Origin of the sequence: Isoptericola sp. F-RaC21, from assembly GCF_038593535.1 — a bacterium.
Classification (GTDB): domain Bacteria; phylum Actinomycetota; class Actinomycetes; order Actinomycetales; family Cellulomonadaceae; genus Isoptericola.
This window is the reverse complement of the sequence record NZ_JBCFYX010000006.1, coordinates 25,615-45,442: the sequence shown is the minus strand read 5'-3', so window position 1 is coordinate 45,442 and position 19,828 is coordinate 25,615. Positions and strand designations below refer to the sequence as shown.

The 19,828-nt window shown below is 70.4% G+C and carries 23 protein-coding genes; 18 read left to right on the top strand and 5 right to left on the bottom strand.

Annotation, left to right across the window (positions count from 1 at the left end; translation table 11 throughout):
• Positions 1-128: 128 nt before the first annotated feature.
• From AAG589_RS21150 to AAG589_RS21100, 11 genes are all read left to right on the top strand, one after another.
• Complete coding sequence (locus AAG589_RS21150; protein ID WP_430569282.1) at positions 129-950, top strand: hypothetical protein; 822 nt, start codon at positions 129-131, stop codon at positions 948-950.
• Positions 947-1,507 (top strand): hypothetical protein, encoded by a 561-nt coding sequence (locus AAG589_RS21145; protein ID WP_430569281.1) that lies wholly within the window; start codon positions 947-949, stop codon positions 1,505-1,507. Before AAG589_RS21150 ends, AAG589_RS21145 begins: the two co-directional genes overlap by 4 nt.
• Entirely contained in the window at positions 1,504-2,616 is a 1,113-nt protein-coding gene (locus AAG589_RS21140; protein ID WP_430569280.1) for a M23 family metallopeptidase, read from the top strand. Before AAG589_RS21145 ends, AAG589_RS21140 begins: the two co-directional genes overlap by 4 nt.
• Positions 2,613-3,185 carry a DUF6668 family protein gene (locus AAG589_RS21135; RefSeq protein ID WP_430569279.1) on the top strand — a complete coding sequence of 191 codons (573 nt, stop codon included), beginning with the start codon at positions 2,613-2,615 and terminating at the stop codon, positions 3,183-3,185. The genes AAG589_RS21140 and AAG589_RS21135 overlap by 4 nt, the downstream gene beginning before the upstream one ends.
• A gap of 17 nt (positions 3,186-3,202) precedes the next feature.
• Entirely contained in the window at positions 3,203-3,523 is a 321-nt protein-coding gene (locus AAG589_RS21130; RefSeq protein ID WP_430569278.1) for a hypothetical protein, read from the top strand.
• A gap of 73 nt (positions 3,524-3,596) precedes the next feature.
• Positions 3,597-4,349, top strand: coding sequence for a hypothetical protein (locus AAG589_RS21125; RefSeq protein WP_430569277.1), 753 nt, complete (start codon positions 3,597-3,599; stop codon positions 4,347-4,349).
• Entirely contained in the window at positions 4,349-5,722 is a 1,374-nt protein-coding gene (locus AAG589_RS21120) for a hypothetical protein (protein ID WP_430569276.1), read from the top strand. Before AAG589_RS21125 ends, AAG589_RS21120 begins: the two co-directional genes overlap by 1 nt.
• Complete coding sequence (locus AAG589_RS21115; protein WP_430569275.1) at positions 5,719-7,233, top strand: SCO6880 family protein; 1,515 nt, start codon at positions 5,719-5,721, stop codon at positions 7,231-7,233. Before AAG589_RS21120 ends, AAG589_RS21115 begins: the two co-directional genes overlap by 4 nt.
• 245 nt (positions 7,234-7,478) lie before the next feature.
• The gene (locus tag AAG589_RS21110; RefSeq protein ID WP_430569274.1) at positions 7,479-8,819 is read left to right on the top strand and encodes an ATP/GTP-binding protein; all 1,341 of its coding nucleotides are present in this window, start codon (positions 7,479-7,481) and stop codon (positions 8,817-8,819) included.
• Positions 8,816-10,615 (top strand): type IV secretory system conjugative DNA transfer family protein, encoded by a 1,800-nt coding sequence (locus AAG589_RS21105; protein ID WP_430569273.1) that lies wholly within the window; start codon positions 8,816-8,818, stop codon positions 10,613-10,615. The genes AAG589_RS21110 and AAG589_RS21105 overlap by 4 nt, the downstream gene beginning before the upstream one ends.
• Positions 10,612-11,592 carry a DUF4913 domain-containing protein gene (locus AAG589_RS21100; protein WP_430569272.1) on the top strand — a complete coding sequence of 327 codons (981 nt, stop codon included), beginning with the start codon at positions 10,612-10,614 and terminating at the stop codon, positions 11,590-11,592. The genes AAG589_RS21105 and AAG589_RS21100 overlap by 4 nt, the downstream gene beginning before the upstream one ends.
• Positions 11,593-11,662: 70 nt before the next feature.
• Here AAG589_RS21100 and AAG589_RS21095 read toward each other — a convergent pair whose 3' ends face one another.
• From AAG589_RS21095 to AAG589_RS21080, 4 genes are read right to left on the bottom strand one after another with little or no spacing between them, the layout of a single operon-like run.
• Entirely contained in the window at positions 11,663-12,736 is a 1,074-nt protein-coding gene (locus tag AAG589_RS21095; protein ID WP_430569271.1) for a hypothetical protein, read from the bottom strand.
• Between the two features lie 11 nt (positions 12,737-12,747).
• On the bottom strand, positions 12,748-14,460 hold the full coding sequence (locus AAG589_RS21090) for a relaxase/mobilization nuclease domain-containing protein (RefSeq protein WP_430569270.1): 1,713 nt from the start codon (positions 14,458-14,460) through the stop codon (positions 12,748-12,750).
• Positions 14,460-15,167, bottom strand: a complete 708-nt coding sequence (locus AAG589_RS21085; protein ID WP_430569269.1) for a hypothetical protein — start codon at positions 15,165-15,167, stop codon at positions 14,460-14,462. The genes AAG589_RS21090 and AAG589_RS21085 overlap by 1 nt, the downstream gene beginning before the upstream one ends.
• 17 nt (positions 15,168-15,184) lie before the next feature.
• Positions 15,185-15,580, bottom strand: coding sequence for a MobC family plasmid mobilization relaxosome protein (locus AAG589_RS21080; protein WP_430569268.1), 396 nt, complete (start codon positions 15,578-15,580; stop codon positions 15,185-15,187).
• Positions 15,581-15,838: 258 nt separating this feature from the next.
• Here AAG589_RS21080 and AAG589_RS21075 point away from each other — a divergent pair, with 258 nt between their 5' ends.
• From AAG589_RS21075 to AAG589_RS21050, 7 genes are all read left to right on the top strand, one after another.
• Positions 15,839-16,228 (top strand): hypothetical protein, encoded by a 390-nt coding sequence (locus AAG589_RS21075; protein WP_430569267.1) that lies wholly within the window; start codon positions 15,839-15,841, stop codon positions 16,226-16,228.
• Positions 16,225-16,629: a hypothetical protein gene (locus tag AAG589_RS21070; RefSeq protein WP_430569266.1), complete on the top strand. Its 405-nt coding sequence runs from the start codon at positions 16,225-16,227 to the stop codon at positions 16,627-16,629. Before AAG589_RS21075 ends, AAG589_RS21070 begins: the two co-directional genes overlap by 4 nt.
• 225 nt (positions 16,630-16,854) lie before the next feature.
• The gene (locus AAG589_RS21265; RefSeq protein ID WP_446719776.1) at positions 16,855-17,046 is read left to right on the top strand and encodes an antitoxin VbhA family protein; all 192 of its coding nucleotides are present in this window, start codon (positions 16,855-16,857) and stop codon (positions 17,044-17,046) included.
• Positions 17,043-17,846, top strand: a complete 804-nt coding sequence (locus AAG589_RS21065; protein WP_430569265.1) for a Fic/DOC family protein — start codon at positions 17,043-17,045, stop codon at positions 17,844-17,846. Before AAG589_RS21265 ends, AAG589_RS21065 begins: the two co-directional genes overlap by 4 nt.
• Positions 17,847-17,926: 80 nt before the next feature.
• The gene (locus AAG589_RS21060) at positions 17,927-18,292 is read left to right on the top strand and encodes a hypothetical protein (protein ID WP_430569264.1); all 366 of its coding nucleotides are present in this window, start codon (positions 17,927-17,929) and stop codon (positions 18,290-18,292) included.
• Positions 18,292-18,837 carry a hypothetical protein gene (locus AAG589_RS21055; RefSeq protein ID WP_430569263.1) on the top strand — a complete coding sequence of 182 codons (546 nt, stop codon included), beginning with the start codon at positions 18,292-18,294 and terminating at the stop codon, positions 18,835-18,837. Before AAG589_RS21060 ends, AAG589_RS21055 begins: the two co-directional genes overlap by 1 nt.
• Positions 18,838-18,852: 15 nt before the next feature.
• Positions 18,853-19,197 carry a hypothetical protein gene (locus tag AAG589_RS21050; RefSeq protein ID WP_430569262.1) on the top strand — a complete coding sequence of 115 codons (345 nt, stop codon included), beginning with the start codon at positions 18,853-18,855 and terminating at the stop codon, positions 19,195-19,197.
• A 3-nt stretch (positions 19,198-19,200) separates the two neighbouring features.
• Here AAG589_RS21050 and AAG589_RS21045 read toward each other — a convergent pair whose 3' ends face one another.
• The gene (locus AAG589_RS21045) at positions 19,201-19,512 is read right to left on the bottom strand and encodes a hypothetical protein (protein ID WP_430569261.1); all 312 of its coding nucleotides are present in this window, start codon (positions 19,510-19,512) and stop codon (positions 19,201-19,203) included.
• Positions 19,513-19,828 lie beyond the last annotated feature (316 nt).

Here is a 19,828-nt window from a genome sequence, read left to right as displayed (position 1 = left end):
CATTGGCTCGGGGTGTCGTCGCTCGTCTCATGAGGACTACTGTACGTTAATAACGTACAATCGTCCGTGTAGCCGGTGCGGCTGAGCGTCCGCCGGGACTTGAGTCGAGTAGTTGGGATGCAGGGAAGATGAGCGCACAGGAGCGGCAGGCGTCAGGGTCTGGCGCGTCGTGGCCACCGGTCTTCATCGACCTGGCCGCCGACGGCAACGGCTCGGTGACCGTCGCCGGCGTCGCGACTGCCGTCGACGAGCAGGACCTCAAGGCGGCTCGCGCCGCCGCCGTCGCCATCGTTGCGGATAGGGCCGCGGACCTTGGCCGCCCGGTCGTGGCGACAGCCACGACGCCCGAGGGCTCGGTGCGCATGTCGGTGTCGGGGGCCGGTGAGGTCACCGTGATGGCCGAGACGCCGGCAACGCCGCGGACAGCTCCTAGGGCTCATCGCGCGATCTCACGGCCACGTGTGGTGCTGTCCGCGGCAGGGGTGGTCCTCGTCGCCTCCGGTCTGCTGGCCTGGGTCGGCCTCACCCCGGGGGACGCTGCCCCGGCCGTGCCGTCGGACGTAGTCGGCTCGTCGTCGCCGTCGGCCGGCGCGTCTCCGAGTCCGTCGGTCTCAGCCGCGCCGTCTCCCTCCGCGTCTCCGAGTCCGTCGCCGACGCCCACGCCCACGCCCACGCCCACGAAGCCTGCCGTCGTGGTGAGCGAGTTGAGGGCTCTCGCGGGTGGTGGCAAGAAGAAGGGGACGGCCCGTGTGCAGTTCATCGTGCGAGGTGAGGGGGTCGTGCCCGTCAAGGTGGCGGTCGGGCGCAAGTCCTGGTCGATGAAGGTCGACCTCCGCGATGCCGACAGCAAGAACGTCGTGCACGACTTCACGAAGGTGAAGAAGGGCTCGCACTCGTGGGCGGTTTCGGCGCCAGGTGTGCGCGTCTCCGGAAAGGTGTGGGTCCGATGAGTCGGCGCGTCGTCGCGTCGCTGGTCGTGCCAGTGCTGGTGAGTGCAGCCGTGTCGGGCTGCGCGCCCTCGGACGCCCAGGTGCCGGTGCCGTCGCCCACCGTGTCGTCCGGGGCCCGCCCGACGCCCTCGGCGTCGGGCGAGCCGATGCACGAGGACTCCAACGAGCGCACCGAGGTACGCGAGGCGCCGGGGGAGTGGGGCTCCACAGCCCGGGCCTCGGCGGTTGCGGCCGCGGATGCTGCGATGTCGGCCTGGGCCGACTCGCACGAGCTGTCCGAGCAGGACTGGTGGGCTGCGTTGGCGCCGACGCTGTCGGTCGGTGCCCGCTCGGCGTACGAGGGCACGGATCCGGCCAACGTGCCGGTGCGGTCCGCGGACAAGACCGGGCGCGTCGCTGCGACGCCGTCGGTGTACCTCGCCCGCGTGTCGTACGGGACGAACGACGGCGAGTGGCTCGTCACGGTCTCCCGAACGGTCGGCCCTGCAGGCGAGGAGGTGTTCGCGGTCGAGCGGCTTCAGGCGGCGACCGCCGGCGTGGGCGGTGAGCGCGCATGAACAGGGCTGGCGGCATCGCTCTCCTGGCGGCACCCGTGCTGCTGGGCGTCGCGTCGTGCGGCGTGCTGGGCATCGTCGTACTCGGCGACGACGACCCGGCAGCGTCGGTCGGCTGTGCCGTGGCGGGGGCCGCGGCCGTGGTCGACCCCGCGAGCGTGTCGGGCGTGTCGTCGGAGGGCCTGAGCGCGGACCCCGAGATTCGTGCGGAGCAGCTGTCGAACGCTGCGGCGATCATGCAGGCGGCCGCGGACAGCGGCTTGGACCAGCAGGCGCAGGTCATCGGCGTGATGACGGCCTGGGGCGAGTCGACGCTGCAGGTCCTGGACCGTGGCGATGCCGTGGGCCCGGACTCGCGGGGGTTGTTCCAGCAGCGCGACAACGGCGCCTGGGGGTCCTACGAGGACCGTATGGACCCGTACCGCTCGGCTATGAACTTCTTCCGGGCGCTGGCCGGCGTCTCAGGGTGGCAGGGCATGGAGCCGTCCCTGGCGGCGCACGCGGTGCAGCGCAACGCCGACCCGTGGCACTACGAGCGGTTCTACCCACTCGCGGTGCAGCTCGTCGGCGCGCTGGCCAGCGGCTCGCAGGGCGGGGCGACGCCCGCCGGCGATACTGCACCGGCGGCCGGTGCTGCGGCGACGAGTACCACGGTGGGGTGCGGCTCCACGTCGGCCGCGAGCGTGAGCATCGATGGTTGGACCGACCCGCTCCCGGACGCCTCCGGACCGTCGTCGGGGTACGGGATGCGGTTCCACCCCGTCTTCCACGAGATGCGGCTGCACGCCGGTACCGACATCCCTGCACCCTGCGGCACCCCGTACTACGCCGCGGCCCCCGGCGTCGTCGTCTCGGCCGCGGGGGCGGGAGCCTCGAGCACGTCGTACGTGATCGAGATCGACCACGGCGGCGGGCTCATGACCCGCTACCTGCACTCCTACCCGGACGGGATCTTCGCCCACGTCGGCGACGAGGTCGCCGCCGGCGACCTGATCGGCGAGGTCGGTTCCGCCGGCCCGTCGACCGGCTGCCACCTGCACTACGAGGTCCGCCAGGACGGGGAACCTCAGGACCCGGTGACGTACATGGATGAGCGAGGTATCGAGCTGTGAGCCTGCGAGACAAGTGGTCGAAGAAGGACACGACGGCCGCGGGCGCTCTGTCCGCCGGCTGGATCGCTGCCGGGACGCCTGCAGAAGCGGCGGAAGAGACTGCCGCGCCGGCGCCGCCGGCCGCGGCAGAGTCGTCCACGACGCCGGACGCGCTGATGGCCGCACACGGTGGCTGCGGCGTCACGGCGCTGTCGACGCTGACCAGGCTGCCCGAGCTCAAGCGTGACGCGGCCCCGGATGACCGGGTGGCCGTCGTGGCCCGCTCCCACCTCACCGGCCTGCACGAGGCACAGAACCTGATCCGCGGCCTCGACGATCTGGGGATCGTCGTGACCCACCTCGTGGTCGTGGCCGACGCGCCCGGGCGCCTGCCCAAGCCGCTCGCGCACCTCCTCGAGGTACTCACCGGCGCCGCGCCCGTGCTTTGGGTGCCCTGGGTCGAGGCCTGGCGCCTTGCTCCCGCTACCCCCTCGAACACGCCGAAGTCGGTCATGAAGGCCCTCGGCGCACTGAACCCGGCAACCGCGCCCGCGGCTGATGCCGAAGCGACCGGGACCTCCCCGGCCTGACCAGAAAGAAGATCGACATGGATGTGATGCACACCCTCGGTGCAGCTCACGACACGGTGCAGCACCTCGCCGCGGTCCTGCCGATGGACCTGGACATCCCGGACAAGGGATCGATCGCGCCGGGCGCCGACGCGAAGGACAAGGCCGGCACCCTGATCGGCGCGCTGCGCTGGATCGGCGGCGCGCTCGCTCTCGTTGGCCTGATCCTCATCGCCTGCGAGTTCCTCATCCCGAGCCGTCGCCGGGATGCGGGGGAGAAGGCGGGAAACCTGGGCTGGTGGGCGGCCGGCGCCTTCATGCTGGGCGCGGTGTTCTCGATCGTCGGCTGGATTCTCTGACGCTCCGGGGGCCGGCACCGTTCTCGGCGCCGGCCCCGGCCCACTACCTACCGTCCCGGATTGAGAGGTCATCATGCAGGACCAGGAGATGGTCGACCGCAAGCCTTGGTACATGGCCAAGGGGTGGCTCACCGCGTCCGCGGTGTTCATCGGCGCCCTGGCCGCGGCCGGCGTGTACCTGGTGGTCACGCAGGACGCCCAGCCGGGCGGGGCGGTGACCGCATCGTCCCCGAGCCCGGCGGTGCCGAAGGTGTCGTCGTCCCCCGCCGAGGGGGACAGTGTCTGCGGGCTCGAGGCCGGAGACCAGACGGTGCCCGAGTCGGCGCCGGCGACATCGTGGGACCTCGTCGGCAAGGTCGCGGCCCCCAGCGTCGAAGGCTCTGGACCCGGAGTGGTAGACGATGACGGCTTCCGCTACTGCTTCGCCCACTCACCGACGGGTGCGCTCGTAGCTGCGGCCACACAGCTGCCGATGAGCGCGAACGAGTCCACGGCAAAGCAGTGGATGGACAAGTCCGTCGCTGACTCCCCGGAACGCGACGAGGAGCTGCAGGCGATGACCGACCCCGCCCGCGTGAAGGACTTCGTCGCGGCGGGCACGGCGCGCGGGGTCCCGCAGCTGCGCGCCTTCCGGTTTATCTCCTACGACCAGACGTCGGCGGTTGTCGACCTCGTCGTTGAGTACCCGGACGGCATGGTGGCCATTCCTAGCGAGATGACCTGGCAGGACGGCGACTGGCGGTACCAGCCGCCGGCGTCGGGCCGACTCGCGGCAGACACGGTGCGCACGCTCGATGGCTACGTCGAGTGGTCGGGGGTGTCCTGATGGCGGACTGCGACAGCATCTGGATTTCTCAGTGCGGCACCGACGCTTTCGGCAACATCGCCTCTGGCGCGGTGGAGGGAGTCGCTGGCGCAGCCTCGCAGGGCGCTCTTGCGCAGGTCGCGCAGTCGACCGGCGATGGGGTCACGACGGCGCTGACGGCGCTGGGAACCATGTGGGTGAAGTTCCCGACGCTGGCGATCACGGCGACCGACGGCACCAACCCGTCCGATGGGGTGCAGTTCGTGTGGTCCGCGCTCGCGTGGCTGAACGGGCTGCTTCTCCTGGGCGCGTTCATCTTCGCGGCGTGCCGCATGCTGTGGGAGCGTCGCGGCGAGGCGTCGAAGAGCCTGCTGAAGGCGCTCCTGTACAACCAGCTGGGTGCCGCGGCGTTGGTCGTCCTGATGGGCGCAGCGGTGATGATCGTCGACAGTCTGTCGGTGAAGATCCTCGAGGCGGCAACGCTCGACGGATCGGACGTCTCGCAGGCGATCGGCGGAATCCTGGTCTTCACCCCGTTGTCGGGAGGGAGCCAGGTTCTACTCATCGTTCTCGGCCTGGTCGTGATCTTCGTGTCGTGCGTCCAGATTGCTCTGATGGCACTGCGGTCGGGGATGCTGCCGCTGCTGGTCGGAATGTGGCCCACGGCGGCCATCGCGTCGGTATCCCGTTCAGGCGAGCAGTGGATGTCACGGCTCTTGAACTGGATCACGGCGTTCACGCTGTACAAGCTCGCGGCCGCGATCATCTACGGTCTCGCGATCCGCATGATGGCTGCCGACATGTACACCGACGACACAGGCCTGATCTCGGTGATCACCGGGACCATGCTCATGATCGCGGCCCTGGTAGCGCTGCCCGCCTTGATGCGCCTCATGGCGCCGATGACGTCAGCTGTAGCCGCTGGTGCCGGCGGCGGCGGCGGGGTTGCGGCTGGCGTCCTGGCCAGCGGCGCGATCTCCGCGGGGAGCAAGTTCTCGTCGCACTCGGGGCCGAGCGGCGCGTCGACTTCCTCCTCGTCGACGAGCAGCACGAGCCACACCGACAACAAGTCCCCGGCACCATCGGGCGCCAGCAGCTCCACGGGGACGAAGGCTCCCACGAAGGGGAACGAGGCCAGCGGTGCCGCCAGCGCAGCCGGCAAGACCGGCGCGAGCACTGGTGCGGCCGGGGCCGCCGGCACTGGGGCTGGGGCCGCCGGCACTGGGGCAGCAGGGGCCGGCGCCGGTGCAGCAGCAGCGGCAGGGCCCGTCGGCGCCGCAGCGGCAGCCGCCGCCGGAGCTGCACAGAAGGTGCATGGCGCTGCGCAGAGCGCGGTTGAGGGACAGACCAACGAGGGCGAGGCTTCGGGCCCGTCCGGCGCGAAGGGGGCATGACGATGACGCAGGCGGCACACGCGGTCGAGCGACGCGACTACGGGAACTGGCGCAAGCCGCGCACCGGCGGGCTGGGCAAGCTCAACCTGTCCGCGGTGTGGGTCATGTTCGCGGGGGCGTTCGCAACGATGATCACCCTCTGGGTCTTCTCGATTCTGCCGGCGCTGGTCGTGGCGTTGGTGTTCGCGGCCGCGCTTCTCGTCGCGGTGGTGAAGGACCGGCACGATCGCTCGATCGGTCAGAACTTGGGCGCGCGCGCCGGGTCAGCCTCGGCGGCGCGGCGTGGTGAGAATCTGTACCGCTCGGGCCCGCTGTCGAGGGTCGAGCATGGCCGGTTCCGCGCGCCGGGCATCATGGCCCGCTCGAGGCTTTCGGAGCACCTGGACGCGAAGGGCCGTCCCTTCGCGCTGCTGTACGTGCCGGCGACGGCGCACTACACGCTCGTGATGCGGTCGTTCCCCGATGGCACCCAGGGTAAGGACCAGCCCGTGATCGACCAGCTGGTGGAGGACTACGGCGGTTTCCTCGCGTCGTTGGGCGAGGAGGGCGACGTCGTCGCGGCCCAGGTCGTGATCGAGTCGGCCCCGGACCCGGGTACGAAGTTTCAGGAGCGGATCAATGCCCGGCTGCGGCCCGACGCGGCGCCGTTCGCCGCCGAGGTGCTGACCGAGATCCGTGACACCCAGGCGACAGGATCCAACGCGCTGTCTGCCTGGATCACGGTGACGTTCTCCGCACGCTCGGCGGTCGACGGCAAGCGCCGCAGTGACGACGCGATGGGTCGCGACCTGGCCCGGCGGGTGCCGGCGTACCTCGACGCGGCGAGCCTGACCGGCGCCGGCGACGTGCGAGGAGCACGGGCAGCTGAGCTGTGCGAGAACGTGCGCGTGTCGTACGACCCCGCGGCCGCGACGATGTTCGACCAGGCGCGGGCCGCGGGCCAGGAGCTCGAGGTCTCGTGGGACGACGTCGGCCCGAGCGCGGCCCAGGCGGAGTGGGGCGCGTACCGGCACGACTCGGGTACCTCGGTGACGTGGGCGATGACGGGTGCCCCCCGCGGCCAGGTACGTGAGCACGTGCTGTCGCACCTGCTGGCGCCGACAGCAGGCGTCGCACGCAAGCGAGTGACCCTGCTGTACGAGCCGCTGTCGCCCGCAGCGGCCGCGACCACCGTCGAGTCGGACAAGGCTCACGCTGAGGTGCGGGCCAGTTCGGCGCGCCCGTCGTCGCGGTCGCGCCTGGAGTACCGGGCGGCGACCCAGGCTGCTGATGAAGAGGCCCGTGGAGCCGGTCTGACCGACTTTGGGCTCCTGGTAACGGCAACGGTGACCGACGACCAGGAGCTCGCGTGGGCGAAGGCCCAGGTGGAGCAGGCGGCGGCCCCGGCGAGGGTCCAGCTGCGACCGGTGTACGGCTCCCAGGACTCGGCGTTCGCCGCCACCCTGCCCCTGGGCCTCGTGCTGGGCCATCACGTGTCTGTTCCGAAGGCTCTGCGAGAGGTGGGTGCGTGATGTCGAAGTACTCGGCGAAGAGAACGAAGAAGCACTCCCGCGCGACGGCCCGCCGGACGGCGCCGGCGCTCGACGTCCTGGCGATGACCGGGCGTGCACGTGGTGGCGCGCGCGGTCTTGCCGGGCCAGGTGGCGGGAAGGCCTCGTACCTGCAGCCGGCGCCGATGTGGCGGGGAACCACGGTGCAGGTCTGTGGGCTGTGGCCGTTCGCTGTGGGTGCGGGATCTCCGACCGCGGGGGTTCCGGTGGGCCGGAACATCTACACGGGCGAGCAGGTCTGCGCTGACCCCGCGTCGTGGTTCCGCGCGGGGATGATCTCCAACCCGTCGATGTTCCTCGAGGCGATCCCTGGGATTGGCAAGACGACGCTGGTCCAGCGGATGCTCCTGGGGCTGGCCGGGTACGGCCTGACGCCGATGGTCTTCGGCGACATCCGCCCGGACTACGCGCACACGACCCGTGCGCTCGACGGCCAGGTCATCCGCATCGGTGGCGGCACCGGGCACGTCAACCCGCTGGACAAGGGCGTCGCCCCGGAGCTGGTGGAGAAGGTGCTCGCGGAGGCCGCGCGCGTGCGCGCGGCCGGTGGACCCTGGGAACGGATTCGCGAACTCGAGGACGCGGCGACAGAGATCGAGCAGGACGCGCGACAGCGCCGGATCGAGCGCGTGATGACGCTGGTCCGTACCTCCCGCGGCCGCGCCCCGGAGGACACCGAGTACAACGTCGTCTCGGCCAGCCTGGACCTGCTCGACGCGAACGGATACAGCCCGTCGCACGTGCTGGGCGACCTGCTCGAGGTGGTGCGCTCTGGCCACGAGGCGCTGATGGAGATCGTCGACGTCGACAACCCCCAGGACTACCGCGTGGCGGTCCGCTCGCTCGTGACGACCCTGGTCGGCCTGGTCAAGGGCACCCGGTTCGGGGACCTGTTCGCCAAGCCGACTACGGAGCCGATGCGACTGGACCGCGCAGTGTGCTTCGACGTGTCCCAGCTGCGCCAGACCGGCGAGGCTCGCGAGGCCGCGGGACTGGCGGTGTGCTGGTCGTACGGCACGGGGAACATCGCCGCGGCGCAGGTCGCTGCGGACGTCGGCGTGATCCCGCGCCGGCTGTACGCGCTTGTGTTCGACGAGCTGCACCGAGTGCTCCGTGCTGCCAAGGGCATGGTCGAGGTCGTCGACCAGTCCACCCGCCTCAACCGGACCGACGGCACCGCCCTGTTCCTCATCACGCACTCCGTGAAGGATCTGCTGGCGCTACCCGACCCGGACGACCGCGCGAAGGCCGAGGGCTTCGTTGACCGCGTGGGGATGTTCGTGTGCGGAGGCGCCACCGGCGCCGAGCTGTCGGCGCTGCAGGAGAAGGTGCCGTTCTCCGCCTCCGAGCGAGATCTCATCACCCGCTGGTCGGCGCCGCCGCCTCGACGCGAGGACGGCTCGGAGGGCACCCCGCCAGGGCGAGGGAAGTTCCTGATCAAGATCGGCGGCGCATCGAACGTCCCGGGGGTGCCGATCGAGCTCACGCTGACCTCCGCCGAGCAGCGACTGAGGACGTCCGGGTACCGGTGGCAGGAGGCAGCATGACGACGCAGAACAACCGCCGGGCCCAGCCCGGCGCGATGACGTGGGACCGCTGGGCCATCATCTTCGCCGTCATCGCGGCGTTCACGTGGCTCGGTGTCACGTACCTGGCGCTGGTCGTCGGACACCGGTTGGCCGGCACTGGCGTGTCCGTGCCGGCCAACCCGTTCGACGCTGCTTTCGGGATGCTCGCCGGCGAGGTTCCGTGGCCCGGTGCCGCAGGGTGGCTCGTGCTCGGCGGCCTGCTGGCCGTCGTCGCCGTGCTCGTCGGGCTGGTCATCAAGCTACGGCTGCGCGACCGCAGGGACTCGACTCGGGTCGACCGCGCGGCGGCGTACATGGGCGTCGGCCGGGATATCCACGGGGTGTCGGAGGCGAACGCTCGGGAGTTCGCCGGCAGGCACGAGATCGAGGGTGCCTTCGGCCTGCCGCTGGGGACGCTGGTCGCAGTGGCCGTGTGGCTGTACTCCACGTGGGAGGACATGCTGGTCACGATCGCCGGAACTCGCATGGGCAAGACGGTCTCGGTCGTCATCCCGCAGATCCTCGCCGCCCCCGGGGCGCTGCTAGCGACGTCGAACAAGCGCGACGTCGTCGACGCGACCCGCGACGTCCGGGCGGCCAGCGGCGCCGTTCGTGTGTTCGATCCTCAACAGATCGTGGGGGAGGAACCCACCTGGTGGTGGGACCCGCTCTCACGGGTCGTCGACGAGGAGAAGGCCGCCGACCTGGCCGCACACTTCGCAGCCGCGAGGATGACTGCCGACGCGAAGAAGGACGTCCACTTCGAGTCCAACGCCGAAGACCTGGTCGCGTGCTGCCTGCTCGCCGCCGCACTCGACAAGCGGCCCATCACCCAGGTGTACACGTGGGCGACCCGGCCCGGCGATGACGAGCCCGGCCACATCCTGCGAGCTCACGGCTTCCCGATGCAGGCCGACCAGTTCATGGGGATCAACACGACCCCCGACAAGGAGCGCGGCTCGATCTACTCCACGGCCCGCCGGATGCTGTCGTGCCTGACGAGCCGAAAGCTCGCGCCCTGGATCACGCGTGATCCGGCCCGCCCGCGCCCGCACTTCGACATCTCGGAGTTCGTCGCGTCCAAGGGCACCCTCTACCTGATGTCGAAGGAAGACTCCGGCAACTGCGGTGCGATCGTGGCTGCCCTCACCGCTGCCGTGTGCGAGGAGGCGGAGGCCCTGGCCGAGCGCTCCCCACGTGGTCGGATGCCAGTCCCGTTCGTCGGTGTGCTCGACGAGGTCGCGAACGTGTGCCGGTGGCGCAACCTGCCGAGCCTGTTCTCCCACTACGGCTCTAAGGGGATCATCCTGAACCCCGTGCTGCAGTCGTACGCCCAGGGCGAGGGCATCTGGGGCAAGGCCGGCATGGCTCTGCTGTGGGGGACCGCGAACGTCAAGATGTACCTCGGCGGTGTCACCGAGCGGTCGTTCCTGGAGGACCTGGCGGCCATCATCGGCGACTACGACAAGCTGACCTCGTCCGTCTCGACCGGCCGCGGGCAGCGCTCGGTCTCCCAGCAGCTGCACCGCGAACGGATCCTGGGCGTCGACGAGCTGGCTGCGCTGCCCAAGGGCCGCGCGGTGGTGCTCTCCTCCGGCAGCCGCCCGACGCTGATGCGCACCGTGCCGTGGATGCGTGGCAAGCACGCCAACGCCGTCGAAGCATCAATCCTGGCCCACGACCCGCACGGCTCGAGGACGATCGACGACCTGGAGCGCGAGGTCGTCCAGGTCGAGTCGTCCGACGGTGACCAGGCGATGGAGGCCGCCTCGTGAGTGCGCCCGAGCAAGACGACTGGGCTGACGCTTCGGCCGACGACGCGCCTCTCCCGGACGCGGCTGACACTGTGCCAGCAGGCCCGCGCGAGCCCAGCGCTGCCGAACCGGACATCACAGAGAGTGAGCCGGGCGGGGCGACGGCGGCCGCGCTGCGCATCGAGGAGATCGACCTCGCGGGCGTCCAGACGCCCGCGGTGCTGGCGGCGGACGCGGAGCTGAAGTCGGCCCGCGCCGCGCACAGGAAGGCGATCCTGGCCCTCGAGGCAGCCCGTGACGCCGTCGCCGACGCCGAAGGTGCCGAGCGTGTCGCGGTCGCGAAGGCCGAGGACTACGCCGCCGATCCGGACAAGGCGGAGTGGCAGCGGCTCGGAGCCACCGAGGCGGTCACGAAGGCCGGCCGCGCGCTCGCGCGCCGACTGGCCGCCGTGACCGCTCAGGAAGGCGCCGTCGCGGACGCGGCGGCGGCAGCGCACTCTGCAGCGTTCGAGCTGCGACTGGCGGTACAGGAAGCGCGCGCGGAGATCGCCGCGGCCCAGGCCGCCGACGCCGCCGACGTGCAGGAGGATGCCGAGGCCCAGCTTTACTACGGCTCGGTCGACGAGTTCGTGCGTGAGCACCTGCGCTTCGTCTACCGCCGGCAGATCGACGGCAGCCGCACCTACTGGGCGGCCAAGTGGTGGGAGCACGACGAGGCAGTGCAGCGCCTCGAGGCGCTGTGGCGGTCCTGGGAGCACCTGCGCCAGGACCCGTCAACGGGGATGAGCGTGTGGTGGCGCGACCACGCCGACCACCACATGGCGGTACTGATGAGTTCGGCCGGCCCGTTCAACACCGGCTCGACGGCGTACGACGACGAGAACAAGTGCGGCCGTGGCGAGCCGCTGCCCTACAGCCCGCCGCCGGCCGGACTGTTCTCCGACGTCCGACATGCGGAAGCCGTGCAGGGAGATCGCGCGGAGCCCCCGACTGCCTGACCGGCGTCATGCAAGAGAGGGCCGTACCCCTGACGGGGTGCGGCCCTCTCACGTGCTCTGGGCTAGCGCTCTAGCGCGCCCGCTCGGCGACCTGGGCCTGGGGGCCACGCCCGCGAGCACGGCGCGCCTTGGGCGCATTGCTCTTGGTCCTCTCGCCGACGGCGGCCGTGGCCGGCTTCGCCTGGCTGACGTCGCCTCGCATCCGGGTAGCGACGGTCTCGTGGTCGATCCCCTTGGCCTCCAGGTCACGGGCCGTGGCGGCCCGCCGCTCTGCGCTGTCATACGCCATCGCGCCGTCGCCGCGCCCCTGGGCGGCCGCAGCCTCGTGGCGTTCGGCCTCGGCCGCCGCCTGCACCCGGTCCTCGGGATCCGGCTCATGCTCGGCCGCGGCGCGGGCCTCGTCCGCGCGGGCCTCATCCAGGGTGGCCTGGTGCATTAGTTGCGCGGCATCGGTCTCGTCTCTGCGCGCCGCCGCCTTCTCGTCGCGGGCGCGCTCGTTCTCGATCGTGGCGCGCTGTTCCTCGCTGAGCAGCTGCGGGAACTTGGCGGCGATCGCACGGTCGACGTCGGGGTCTTGTCCGACCCAGCCCTTCACGTCGTGGATGCCGCCGCGGTCCCCGACGTCCATGCGCGTGTCTGCCGGGAGCCTGTCGATCTCGGCCAGCGCTTCCGTCTTCGAAATCTGCCGATGGGTGTCTGCCTCGTTGCGGAACTCCCACACCTGGAACGTGGGCTCCCGCTCCGCCGCCCCGCGCTCGTGCTGGACCTGCGCGCGCAGCTCGTCGGGGCTCAGGCCATGCCGAGTCTTCAGTTCGTCGACGATGCGCTGCTGCGCCCGGACGGCCTCGGGCTCGTACTGCGCCCAACTCGTCGCGAGCTCGTAGGCGTGCGCCATCTGGGCCGGCGTCGCGCCATCCCACCACTGCGCGCGGTGGACGTTCCCGAGCTCAGCGATCGCCGCGCGGCGCTCAGCCTCGAAGCGCGACTGCATCTCCCGTGCGGTCCGCTCGTCGGCCGCCTGGGCGCGCCTGAGCTCCTCCTCACGACGTCGGGCGATCTGCTGTCCCACCTGACCGGCAGCGGTGACGAGCACTCGCAGCTGTCCCTCGAACGCTTCGGTGATGCCGTCGCTCTCGTCCGTCATGATTCCTCTCCCTACCGTTCCGGTGTGCGGTCCGTACTGACGCCTGTGGTGCGGGCTGGTCGCGCTGGGTTGAGCGGGTCGGGCACGGGCGACGTCGCGCGCCGTGCGTCCGCCGGCTGCGCGGCGCGGAGACGGTCGAGAACTGCCTGTGCTTCACGGTCAAGCACAGCGGTGCTCGCCGGCGCTGTAGCCGTCGTACCCGCTCCCACTGTCGGGGGCGTCGGCGTGGGCAGGCCGTCGCGCACACGGGCCAGGCGCGCCCTCGTCTCGGTCGCGAGGAGCCGTGCGTGGCGAGCCTGGCCGGCCGCCACCGAGGCGTCGTGCACAGCCTGCGCGAGGCGCAGCATCTGTCGGATCATCGCGGCCTGCGCGACCGCGCCCTGGCCGCCGCGCGACGCGCTGGCGAGCAGCATTGCCGCGCCGGAGATCGCGACTGTTCGTGCCTTGTCCGGGCGCACGGTGCGCGTGTAGGTCTGCGCTGACCGGGACAGCGCGTCAGCTGCCGCGGCGAGGTCGCCGGGTGTCTCCTCGACCGCGTTCGACCAGGCCGCTAGCGCGCCGGCCGACTGGCGCGCGACCGTCGCCCAGGTGTCGCGGTCGTTCACGTCGACGGAGCGCAGGCGCTGCACGAGCTCACTCAGCTCCGCGCTCTGCTTCGCCCACATCTCCGGATCGGGCTCGCGCGCCTCCGCACCCGGGGCTACGACGCGCCGGCCGCGCTTGGCGGCGGTCCATTCGGCGGCCGCTTCGCTGGCACCGGTGGGTGTGTCGGGCCAGCTGTCGCGCAGCCGCGGGAGGGTCAGGTCGCGCCCGAGGTTGCCGCCGCCGTACCAGATCGGCCGCTCCCCGGCCGTGGGCCGCTCGGCCACCGAGTAGCCCGTGACGACGTCGGTACGCCCGTCAGCGAAGCGGGGTCGAACGATGAGCCCGTTGCGACGCAGACGGCGCACAAACTCCGCCTCGCTACCGCTCGCCGCGGCAGCACCTCGGACCTTGAGCGACAGCAGGTAGCGCGGCTGATCGGTGCGCAGCTCGGCCGCGATGCGGGCCCGACGGTCCTCGCCGTCGAGCTGCTGCCACACCGGCCCCTTCGTGCCGGCCGTCGTGCGCGCGCGCTCGAACTTGGCGCGCGCGCGGGCCCGTGCCTGCGCCTCGCGCTCAGCCGGGTCGTAGCCACGTGTGGCGCGCTCAGCACGCGTGGACTCGAGTTCCTCAAGGCCGTGCTTCACCTCGAGCGCACGTGTCGCGGCCTGGGCCCGGCGGAAGTCGTTGTGAACAGACGCCTTCGTGCCGTCTTCTCGCACGAGGTTCACCACGAGGTGGATGTGGTCGTTGCCGTTCTTCGATACACCGTGACGCACACCCACCCAGCGGCACGGCGCCTTGGTTCCTTCGTTGTCGTCGAAGCCCATCGCGCGGACAAAGTCGGTCGCGATGGCGCTCCACTGCTCGTCCGTCAGGGCGCCCTCGTCGGCGCGCAGGGACAGCGAGCAGTGCCACACGTGGCCGCCATTCACGTCCACATCGAAGGCGGTCCGAGGACGGTCGAGATGACGTGCGATCGCGAACGCGGCGTCACGCCCGAGCTCGGCGTCGTCGTGCCACGCCATGAGCGCTGGGTCACCCGCGACCAGGTGCGGCTCGGTGTGCTCGTTCGCACGCCCGGGCCCGACCAGGTAGGTCATGAGCCCGGCCATGCGCTGGCCGCGCACGACGTTCGGCATCACCGCTCGTGCACCATCCCGGCAGACCTAGGGGAGCGCGTGGCAGGCAGAGCCGGGGTGGCCCTCCGAGTGCTCGGAGCCGGCGGCGCGGGAGACGGGAACGCGGCCCCGAGCCGCTGGGCCACCGCGCTATCCGCGCGGGTGACGCGACGCTCATGCTCCCCCGCATCGCGGGCAGCCCCCGTGGTGCGGAGCTCCTCGACACGCGCGCTCTTCGGGTCCTCAGCGTACGCAGCCTGCCCAGCGGCGACCGCGCGGTGAGCCGCGCGTACGTACTCCTCGAGCGCAGGCGATCCCGCGTCCATCAGTGCGAGCAGCTCGGCCGCTTCCTGCGCGTCGACTGTCGCGAACGTGTCGCCCACCGTCATCCCTGCACCAGCAGAGAAAGCGGGAGCGAGATCGGTCCTGAAGGTCGGAGCCGCCGCGTCGCCACCTGGGAACTCGATGCCGACCTGGTACGGCTCGGTAAAGCCCTCCACGCGCAGCGCCACGAATGGCTCAATGTCGACGTCGCCAAGCCCGTCGAACTTCACCTCGAACTCATCGGAGCGTACTGGAGCTGCCTGATCGAACGCGCGCCCCGCGGCGTCAGCCGCGGCTTCGATGCGCGCCTCGTAGTCACGCTGCGCTGACGAAGAGTCCTCCGGCCCGAGCGGCCCTCCGGTACCCAAGCCATCCGACGGATACGAGTAGTCCAACTGGCTCATGGAACGTCCTCCCTCATTCAGCTCGACAGGCCGTCGATCGCCTCGTCGATGCGCGACGCCGTGCGTCGCGTCGCGTCGAGCACCGCGCTCAGCTCAGCCTGAACCTCACCCGTCGCGTTGGCCACCTTGGCGATCTGGTTGATGTTGTTCGCGATGTTCGCCAGGAGCCGGTGCAGGGCGAACAACTCGACCATCGCGTTGCGGCGTTCCGCCGGCGTCTCCGACGACTTCCCAGCAAGCGCGGACTCCACGAGCAGACGTGGAACGGTGACCTGCTGCGCCGCCGCGAGGCGAACGAGCATGCCTTCCTCTTCAGGAGAGACGCGGACCTTATGGAAGTGCTGCCGGCCTCCGTCGAAGTTCGCCCGACGGCGCCGCGAAAGCTGCCGCCCTCCGGGCGTCTGCTCGTCCATCGGGTTCCTCCTTCCGGCCCAGCGCAGCGACCCCGCCCCGCGCGGGGACCACACGACCAGTGTGCCCCGGCCCAACGACAGTGTCGAGCCGGCAAGCCATTTAGGGAACCTAAGTGTATAGCTTGCTCCTCCGCCGGAGGCTCCGATGGCTGTTGGCGTTGGGCCCCGCAGGGGTGCCGTTCGAGCGCACGCCGGAGGGCGCGCCTTCGGCGCGATTGGGGCATCGCAGATGTCGCCGCTGGCTCGTACAGTTGGGGTATGGCGAAGACACTCACTCCCGAGGAAGCGGTCGAGCGTGCACGTCGAGTGCAGGACGACCGGATCAACGCAATTCGTGGGCTTGCTGAGGCACGCGCCCAGGTCGAGAGAGTGCGTGACGAAACGGCACGCGAACTGAGCGAACTTCAGGCCTCGATAGCGCAGCGTGTGGGCGAGGTCGAGCGCCACGATGTGAAGGCGTACAACGCCGCACTGTCGGCCGGATGGACATCCGACGAGCTGCGCAAGATCGGGTTCGCAGAGCCTGACAAGAAGGCACGCACGCGACGCCGCGCTGCACGCAAGCCGGCGGCTAGCGACGGAGCAGGACCTACCGTGCACGAGGCCGGGCCGGCGGCCTCCACGGGTGAGGGTGGCCGTGCCGCGTGACCGCGCCGCAGCAGTCGACAGTCGCCTACTACCACGGGGGAGTGCCACGGCTCAGCGCGGGTGACTTCATCCAGCCACTGCAGGTCGCGAACAGTTTTCCGACTCAAGAGGTGGCGGCACAGAAGGCACGGCTAGGGAACGATCCCGGGCTGCTGGCGACACTGGACCACTACGACTCCGCCGTCGTGTACCTCACGACGAAGAGGAACATCGCCAGTGCGTTCGCGTCGATGTACGTCAGCCGCGCGGGAGTGCCGCAACCTGGTTGGGTCTACCGGGTTGAGCCGGACGGCGACCTTGCTGTTGACCCCGACTTCTACAGCTTCCCTGACGTCTTCATGACCGCGCGCCGTGCGCGCGCCGTGCGCGCGTCGTCGCGGTCGAGCGACGGCACGTCGTGATGACCGAGGATGAGGGAACGAAGGCGGTCGGTCCGTACATGACGTGGTCCGACGGAACACCCCTGTACGACGTGGACGGGTACCTTCTTCCCTCACCCGAGATGCGTCAGCAAGGCACCACTCAACAGATGTGTCGGCGGTTCGGCAGGTGGCGATCCTTCCGAGAGTTGATCGGCGCCTAGCACCGATTCCCCATCCGTTGTCTACCGCACCTCGAGGTACCTCATGACGATCAACGACGACGAGCGCACTCGGCGAACCGCGGACGTCGCACGTGTCCGGCACAGCACCGAGCTTGAGGGCGGACGCAGCTCTGACGCCGCACGCGCACTGCAGGACGCCTACGCCCGTGGAGAGATCGACGGCGACGAACTAGTGCGCCGCACGCGAGCACTCCACGGGCTCACAGACCGATGACATCCAACCCGTGGGAACAGGGAGACGAGGGGGCTCGCTGGAACGGCTATCTGCTCGATGATCGCCACACCCTGCGCAACCTCGTAGGCGCGCGAACACCCGAGCAACTCCGGCGGATCGAAGACGACCTCGTCGAAGCGCGCGCGCTGACACTTCGGGAACACGGACTGCCCACCAGCTACGACCTCGAGGGTCTGCGCCAGGTTCACCGGCACCTCTTCCAAGACGTCTACGCGTGGGCCGGCGACCTGCGCACGGTCGAGATCCGCAAGGGGGCCGGCTGGTTCGCACGGCGCAAGCAGATCGAGCCCGCCATGCGGCAGCTGGCGGAGCACCTCCGCGAAACCAGCAACCTCCGGTCGGTCAGCGCGCGCGAGGTGCCGCGCGACCTCGCGCAGGTGTACAACATCGTCAACCATGTGCACCCGTTCCGAGAGGGCAACGGCCGCACCCAACGCGAGTTCATCACCGCGCTCGCGCGCGAATCCGGCCACCGGCTGGACTGGACTCGGGTCACCCGCGACCGCGCCGGCTACGAGTCCGAGAACGACCAGGCCTCCCGCGAAGCGAGCGAGGGGCACCCCACCGCGCTCTACGAGATGTTCGCGCGCATCACCATCCGCGCGCAGGACGGCGAGCTCGACGCGGCCGCTCTCGAAGCCGTGCGGCTGGCGAGGACCAGCAGGCTCCGCGCGGCCGCGTACCCAGGAGCGGCGCTTCCGTCGGCGGGATCGCGCGCTGACGCTGCCGCCGCGCACGCCCCGTCGACCTCGGTGCCGGCCCAGGACTACGAGCGGTGAGCATTGCTCCGGTTCACCCTGACATCTAAACTGAGGTGATGCACTAATTAGTGCACGTTCCGCTAGACCGGGGGAGCCTCATGACGAAGACCTACGCGTACGTCGAGATCTCCGAGTGGCTGCGCACCGAGGCGCGGCGCCGAGGCCCAAGCGCACTCATGCCAACGATCGCTGACGTGTGCGAGAGGTTCGACGTCGGCGGAGTGCAGACCGTCAGGGACGCCTACGCGCCCTTGATCGAAGAGGGTGTCGTCGAGCGCCTGGAATCACCGCGTCGATGGGCTGTGGTCGACCATGGCCAGGAGGCTGAGCCGGCTCCAGAGGCAGGGGCTCGACTCGCCGAGATCGAGGCGACTCTCACGCACGCCCTCGGTCTCGTTCGCGACCTCCGCCTCAACGGGGGAGCCGTGCAGGTGTCACCGCCCGCTGCTGAGATGGGGGAGTGATGAGGCGAGAGAGGGAGATCAACGACGCGCTGCGCGGCGCTCTGAGCGCTGGCGCGCGCAGAGAACACGTGATCGAGGCCGACTCCGACCTCCCGATTGCACAGTTGGTACGACTCGACCGACCACACCTCGACTACATCGTCGCGATTCCGGTCGGTCGGGACCGCTGGGCCTATACGGCCGTCGACGTCGACGGCACGCGGATGACGTACGGCGACGACGGCCGTCCGGAGTTCGCTCGCCAGGCCGAGCGCTGGCGTCCTGCGGCCCGCGCCCTGGGGGCCATGGCCATGGCGGGGTTCCTGTGGTGGTTCGCCGGTGTCGCTGGGGTGCAGGCGCAGGTGGTCGGCTTCGTCTCCAACACGGCGCCCGTGACGTCGGCGCCAGCCGGATCGGCCCTGCGAGCCGCCTGGATGGTGATCCTCCTGACTCCGTTCGTCGTCGGCTGGATTGCACTCGGCGTCGGGCTGGGCAGGTTCTGCGCCGACTCTCTGCTGCAGCTCTGGCGCGACCGGCGGGCCAACGTCGTGCCGGGTCGAGCATGAGCCGGGTTCCGCTGGGTGGGCATCGACCTCGAGCAGTTCAAGGACGCCGACGGTGTGCTCGACCTGGATGCCACGGAGGAGGCGGCACGCCGGCGATGGTTCGCGCACGTGGAAGCAGCGCTGCTGATTGCACTGGCCATCGTCGCGGTGGCAGTGGTCGCTTCGGCAGTCATGGGCGCGCTGGAACCGCGCCCCGCGGTGCAGGCGTTGCTGCTCGCTGCTGGCCTGGCGTGGATGGTCGGCTGCCGTTGGGTGAGCGACGCTCACCGGGAGATGCCGCGCGCTCGACGCGCCGAGCAGCTCTTGCCGCTGGCGCTGCTGCCGATCCTGCTCGCGGCGTTCGCCGGCAACCTCTTCTAGGCGTTAGCTCTGCGGCGCAGCGGGAGTCGAAGCGCGGCGACGCTGCGCGAAACGTGCCAAGGAGGCGCGCAACGAACGGCCGAGACCGTGTGCCGCAAGCAGGACGACGACGCCCAGCGGCCAGGCAAGCCACGGGCTCATCAGCCCAGCCTGGACAACGGCCGCAGACCAATCGAGACCGAACACCAGCAGCGCGACGAACGCGCACACGATGATGAACCGCAGAACGCGGGGCAGGCGCCGCGGCAGCACACCAAGGACCAGTGCCATCGCGGCCATCTGGCCCGACATCAGGGTCGCCTCGCCAGCAGTCATCGATCTCACCTCCCTATGCCGGCGGACCCCACGGTGCAGCACCGAAAAACGCATGGCACAACCGGCATCCCATCGCCGAAACCTCGGGTGCGGGCTGGGCACGTCCGCGGACAAACGGGTCGCGGGCCCCGGGCGGGCCCGCGCATCGCACAGGCCCGCGGCCCCAGACCCGTAACTTGTCAATCGAAGCTTCCTAGCGTGAAGTTTGGGACTCCATAGGGACAGCCAGCCTTCCAACCAACTCATCAGGTCCGGGCGCATCGGTTCCGCCAGCGAAGGACCATGCAAGAACCGCCTCTCACCTGGGACTATGCAC

Bases quoted from the DNA above. Each gene is read 5' to 3' on its own strand.
- AAG589_RS21150 (WP_430569282.1), top strand. From the start codon at position 129: ATGAGCGCACAGGAGCGGCAGGCGTCAGGGTCTGGCGCGTCGTGGCCA.
- AAG589_RS21145 (WP_430569281.1), top strand. From the start codon at position 947: ATGAGTCGGCGCGTCGTCGCGTCGCTGGTCGTGCCAGTGCTGGTGAGT.
- AAG589_RS21140 (WP_430569280.1), top strand. From the start codon at position 1,504: ATGAACAGGGCTGGCGGCATCGCTCTCCTGGCGGCACCCGTGCTGCTG.
- AAG589_RS21130 (WP_430569278.1), top strand. From the start codon at position 3,203: ATGGATGTGATGCACACCCTCGGTGCAGCTCACGACACGGTGCAGCAC.
- AAG589_RS21125 (WP_430569277.1), top strand. From the start codon at position 3,597: ATGCAGGACCAGGAGATGGTCGACCGCAAGCCTTGGTACATGGCCAAG.
- AAG589_RS21120 (WP_430569276.1), top strand. From the start codon at position 4,349: ATGGCGGACTGCGACAGCATCTGGATTTCTCAGTGCGGCACCGACGCT.
- AAG589_RS21115 (WP_430569275.1), top strand. From the start codon at position 5,719: ATGACGATGACGCAGGCGGCACACGCGGTCGAGCGACGCGACTACGGG.
- AAG589_RS21105 (WP_430569273.1), top strand. From the start codon at position 8,816: ATGACGACGCAGAACAACCGCCGGGCCCAGCCCGGCGCGATGACGTGG.
- AAG589_RS21095 (WP_430569271.1), bottom strand. From the start codon at position 12,736: ATGACGGACGAGAGCGACGGCATCACCGAAGCGTTCGAGGGACAGCTG.
- AAG589_RS21090 (WP_430569270.1), bottom strand. From the start codon at position 14,460: ATGCCGAACGTCGTGCGCGGCCAGCGCATGGCCGGGCTCATGACCTAC.
- AAG589_RS21085 (WP_430569269.1), bottom strand. From the start codon at position 15,167: ATGAGCCAGTTGGACTACTCGTATCCGTCGGATGGCTTGGGTACCGGA.
- AAG589_RS21080 (WP_430569268.1), bottom strand. From the start codon at position 15,580: ATGGACGAGCAGACGCCCGGAGGGCGGCAGCTTTCGCGGCGCCGTCGG.
- AAG589_RS21075 (WP_430569267.1), top strand. From the start codon at position 15,839: ATGGCGAAGACACTCACTCCCGAGGAAGCGGTCGAGCGTGCACGTCGA.
- AAG589_RS21265 (WP_446719776.1), top strand. From the start codon at position 16,855: ATGACGATCAACGACGACGAGCGCACTCGGCGAACCGCGGACGTCGCA.
- AAG589_RS21065 (WP_430569265.1), top strand. From the start codon at position 17,043: ATGACATCCAACCCGTGGGAACAGGGAGACGAGGGGGCTCGCTGGAAC.
- AAG589_RS21060 (WP_430569264.1), top strand. From the start codon at position 17,927: ATGACGAAGACCTACGCGTACGTCGAGATCTCCGAGTGGCTGCGCACC.
- AAG589_RS21055 (WP_430569263.1), top strand. From the start codon at position 18,292: ATGAGGCGAGAGAGGGAGATCAACGACGCGCTGCGCGGCGCTCTGAGC.
- AAG589_RS21045 (WP_430569261.1), bottom strand. From the start codon at position 19,512: ATGACTGCTGGCGAGGCGACCCTGATGTCGGGCCAGATGGCCGCGATG.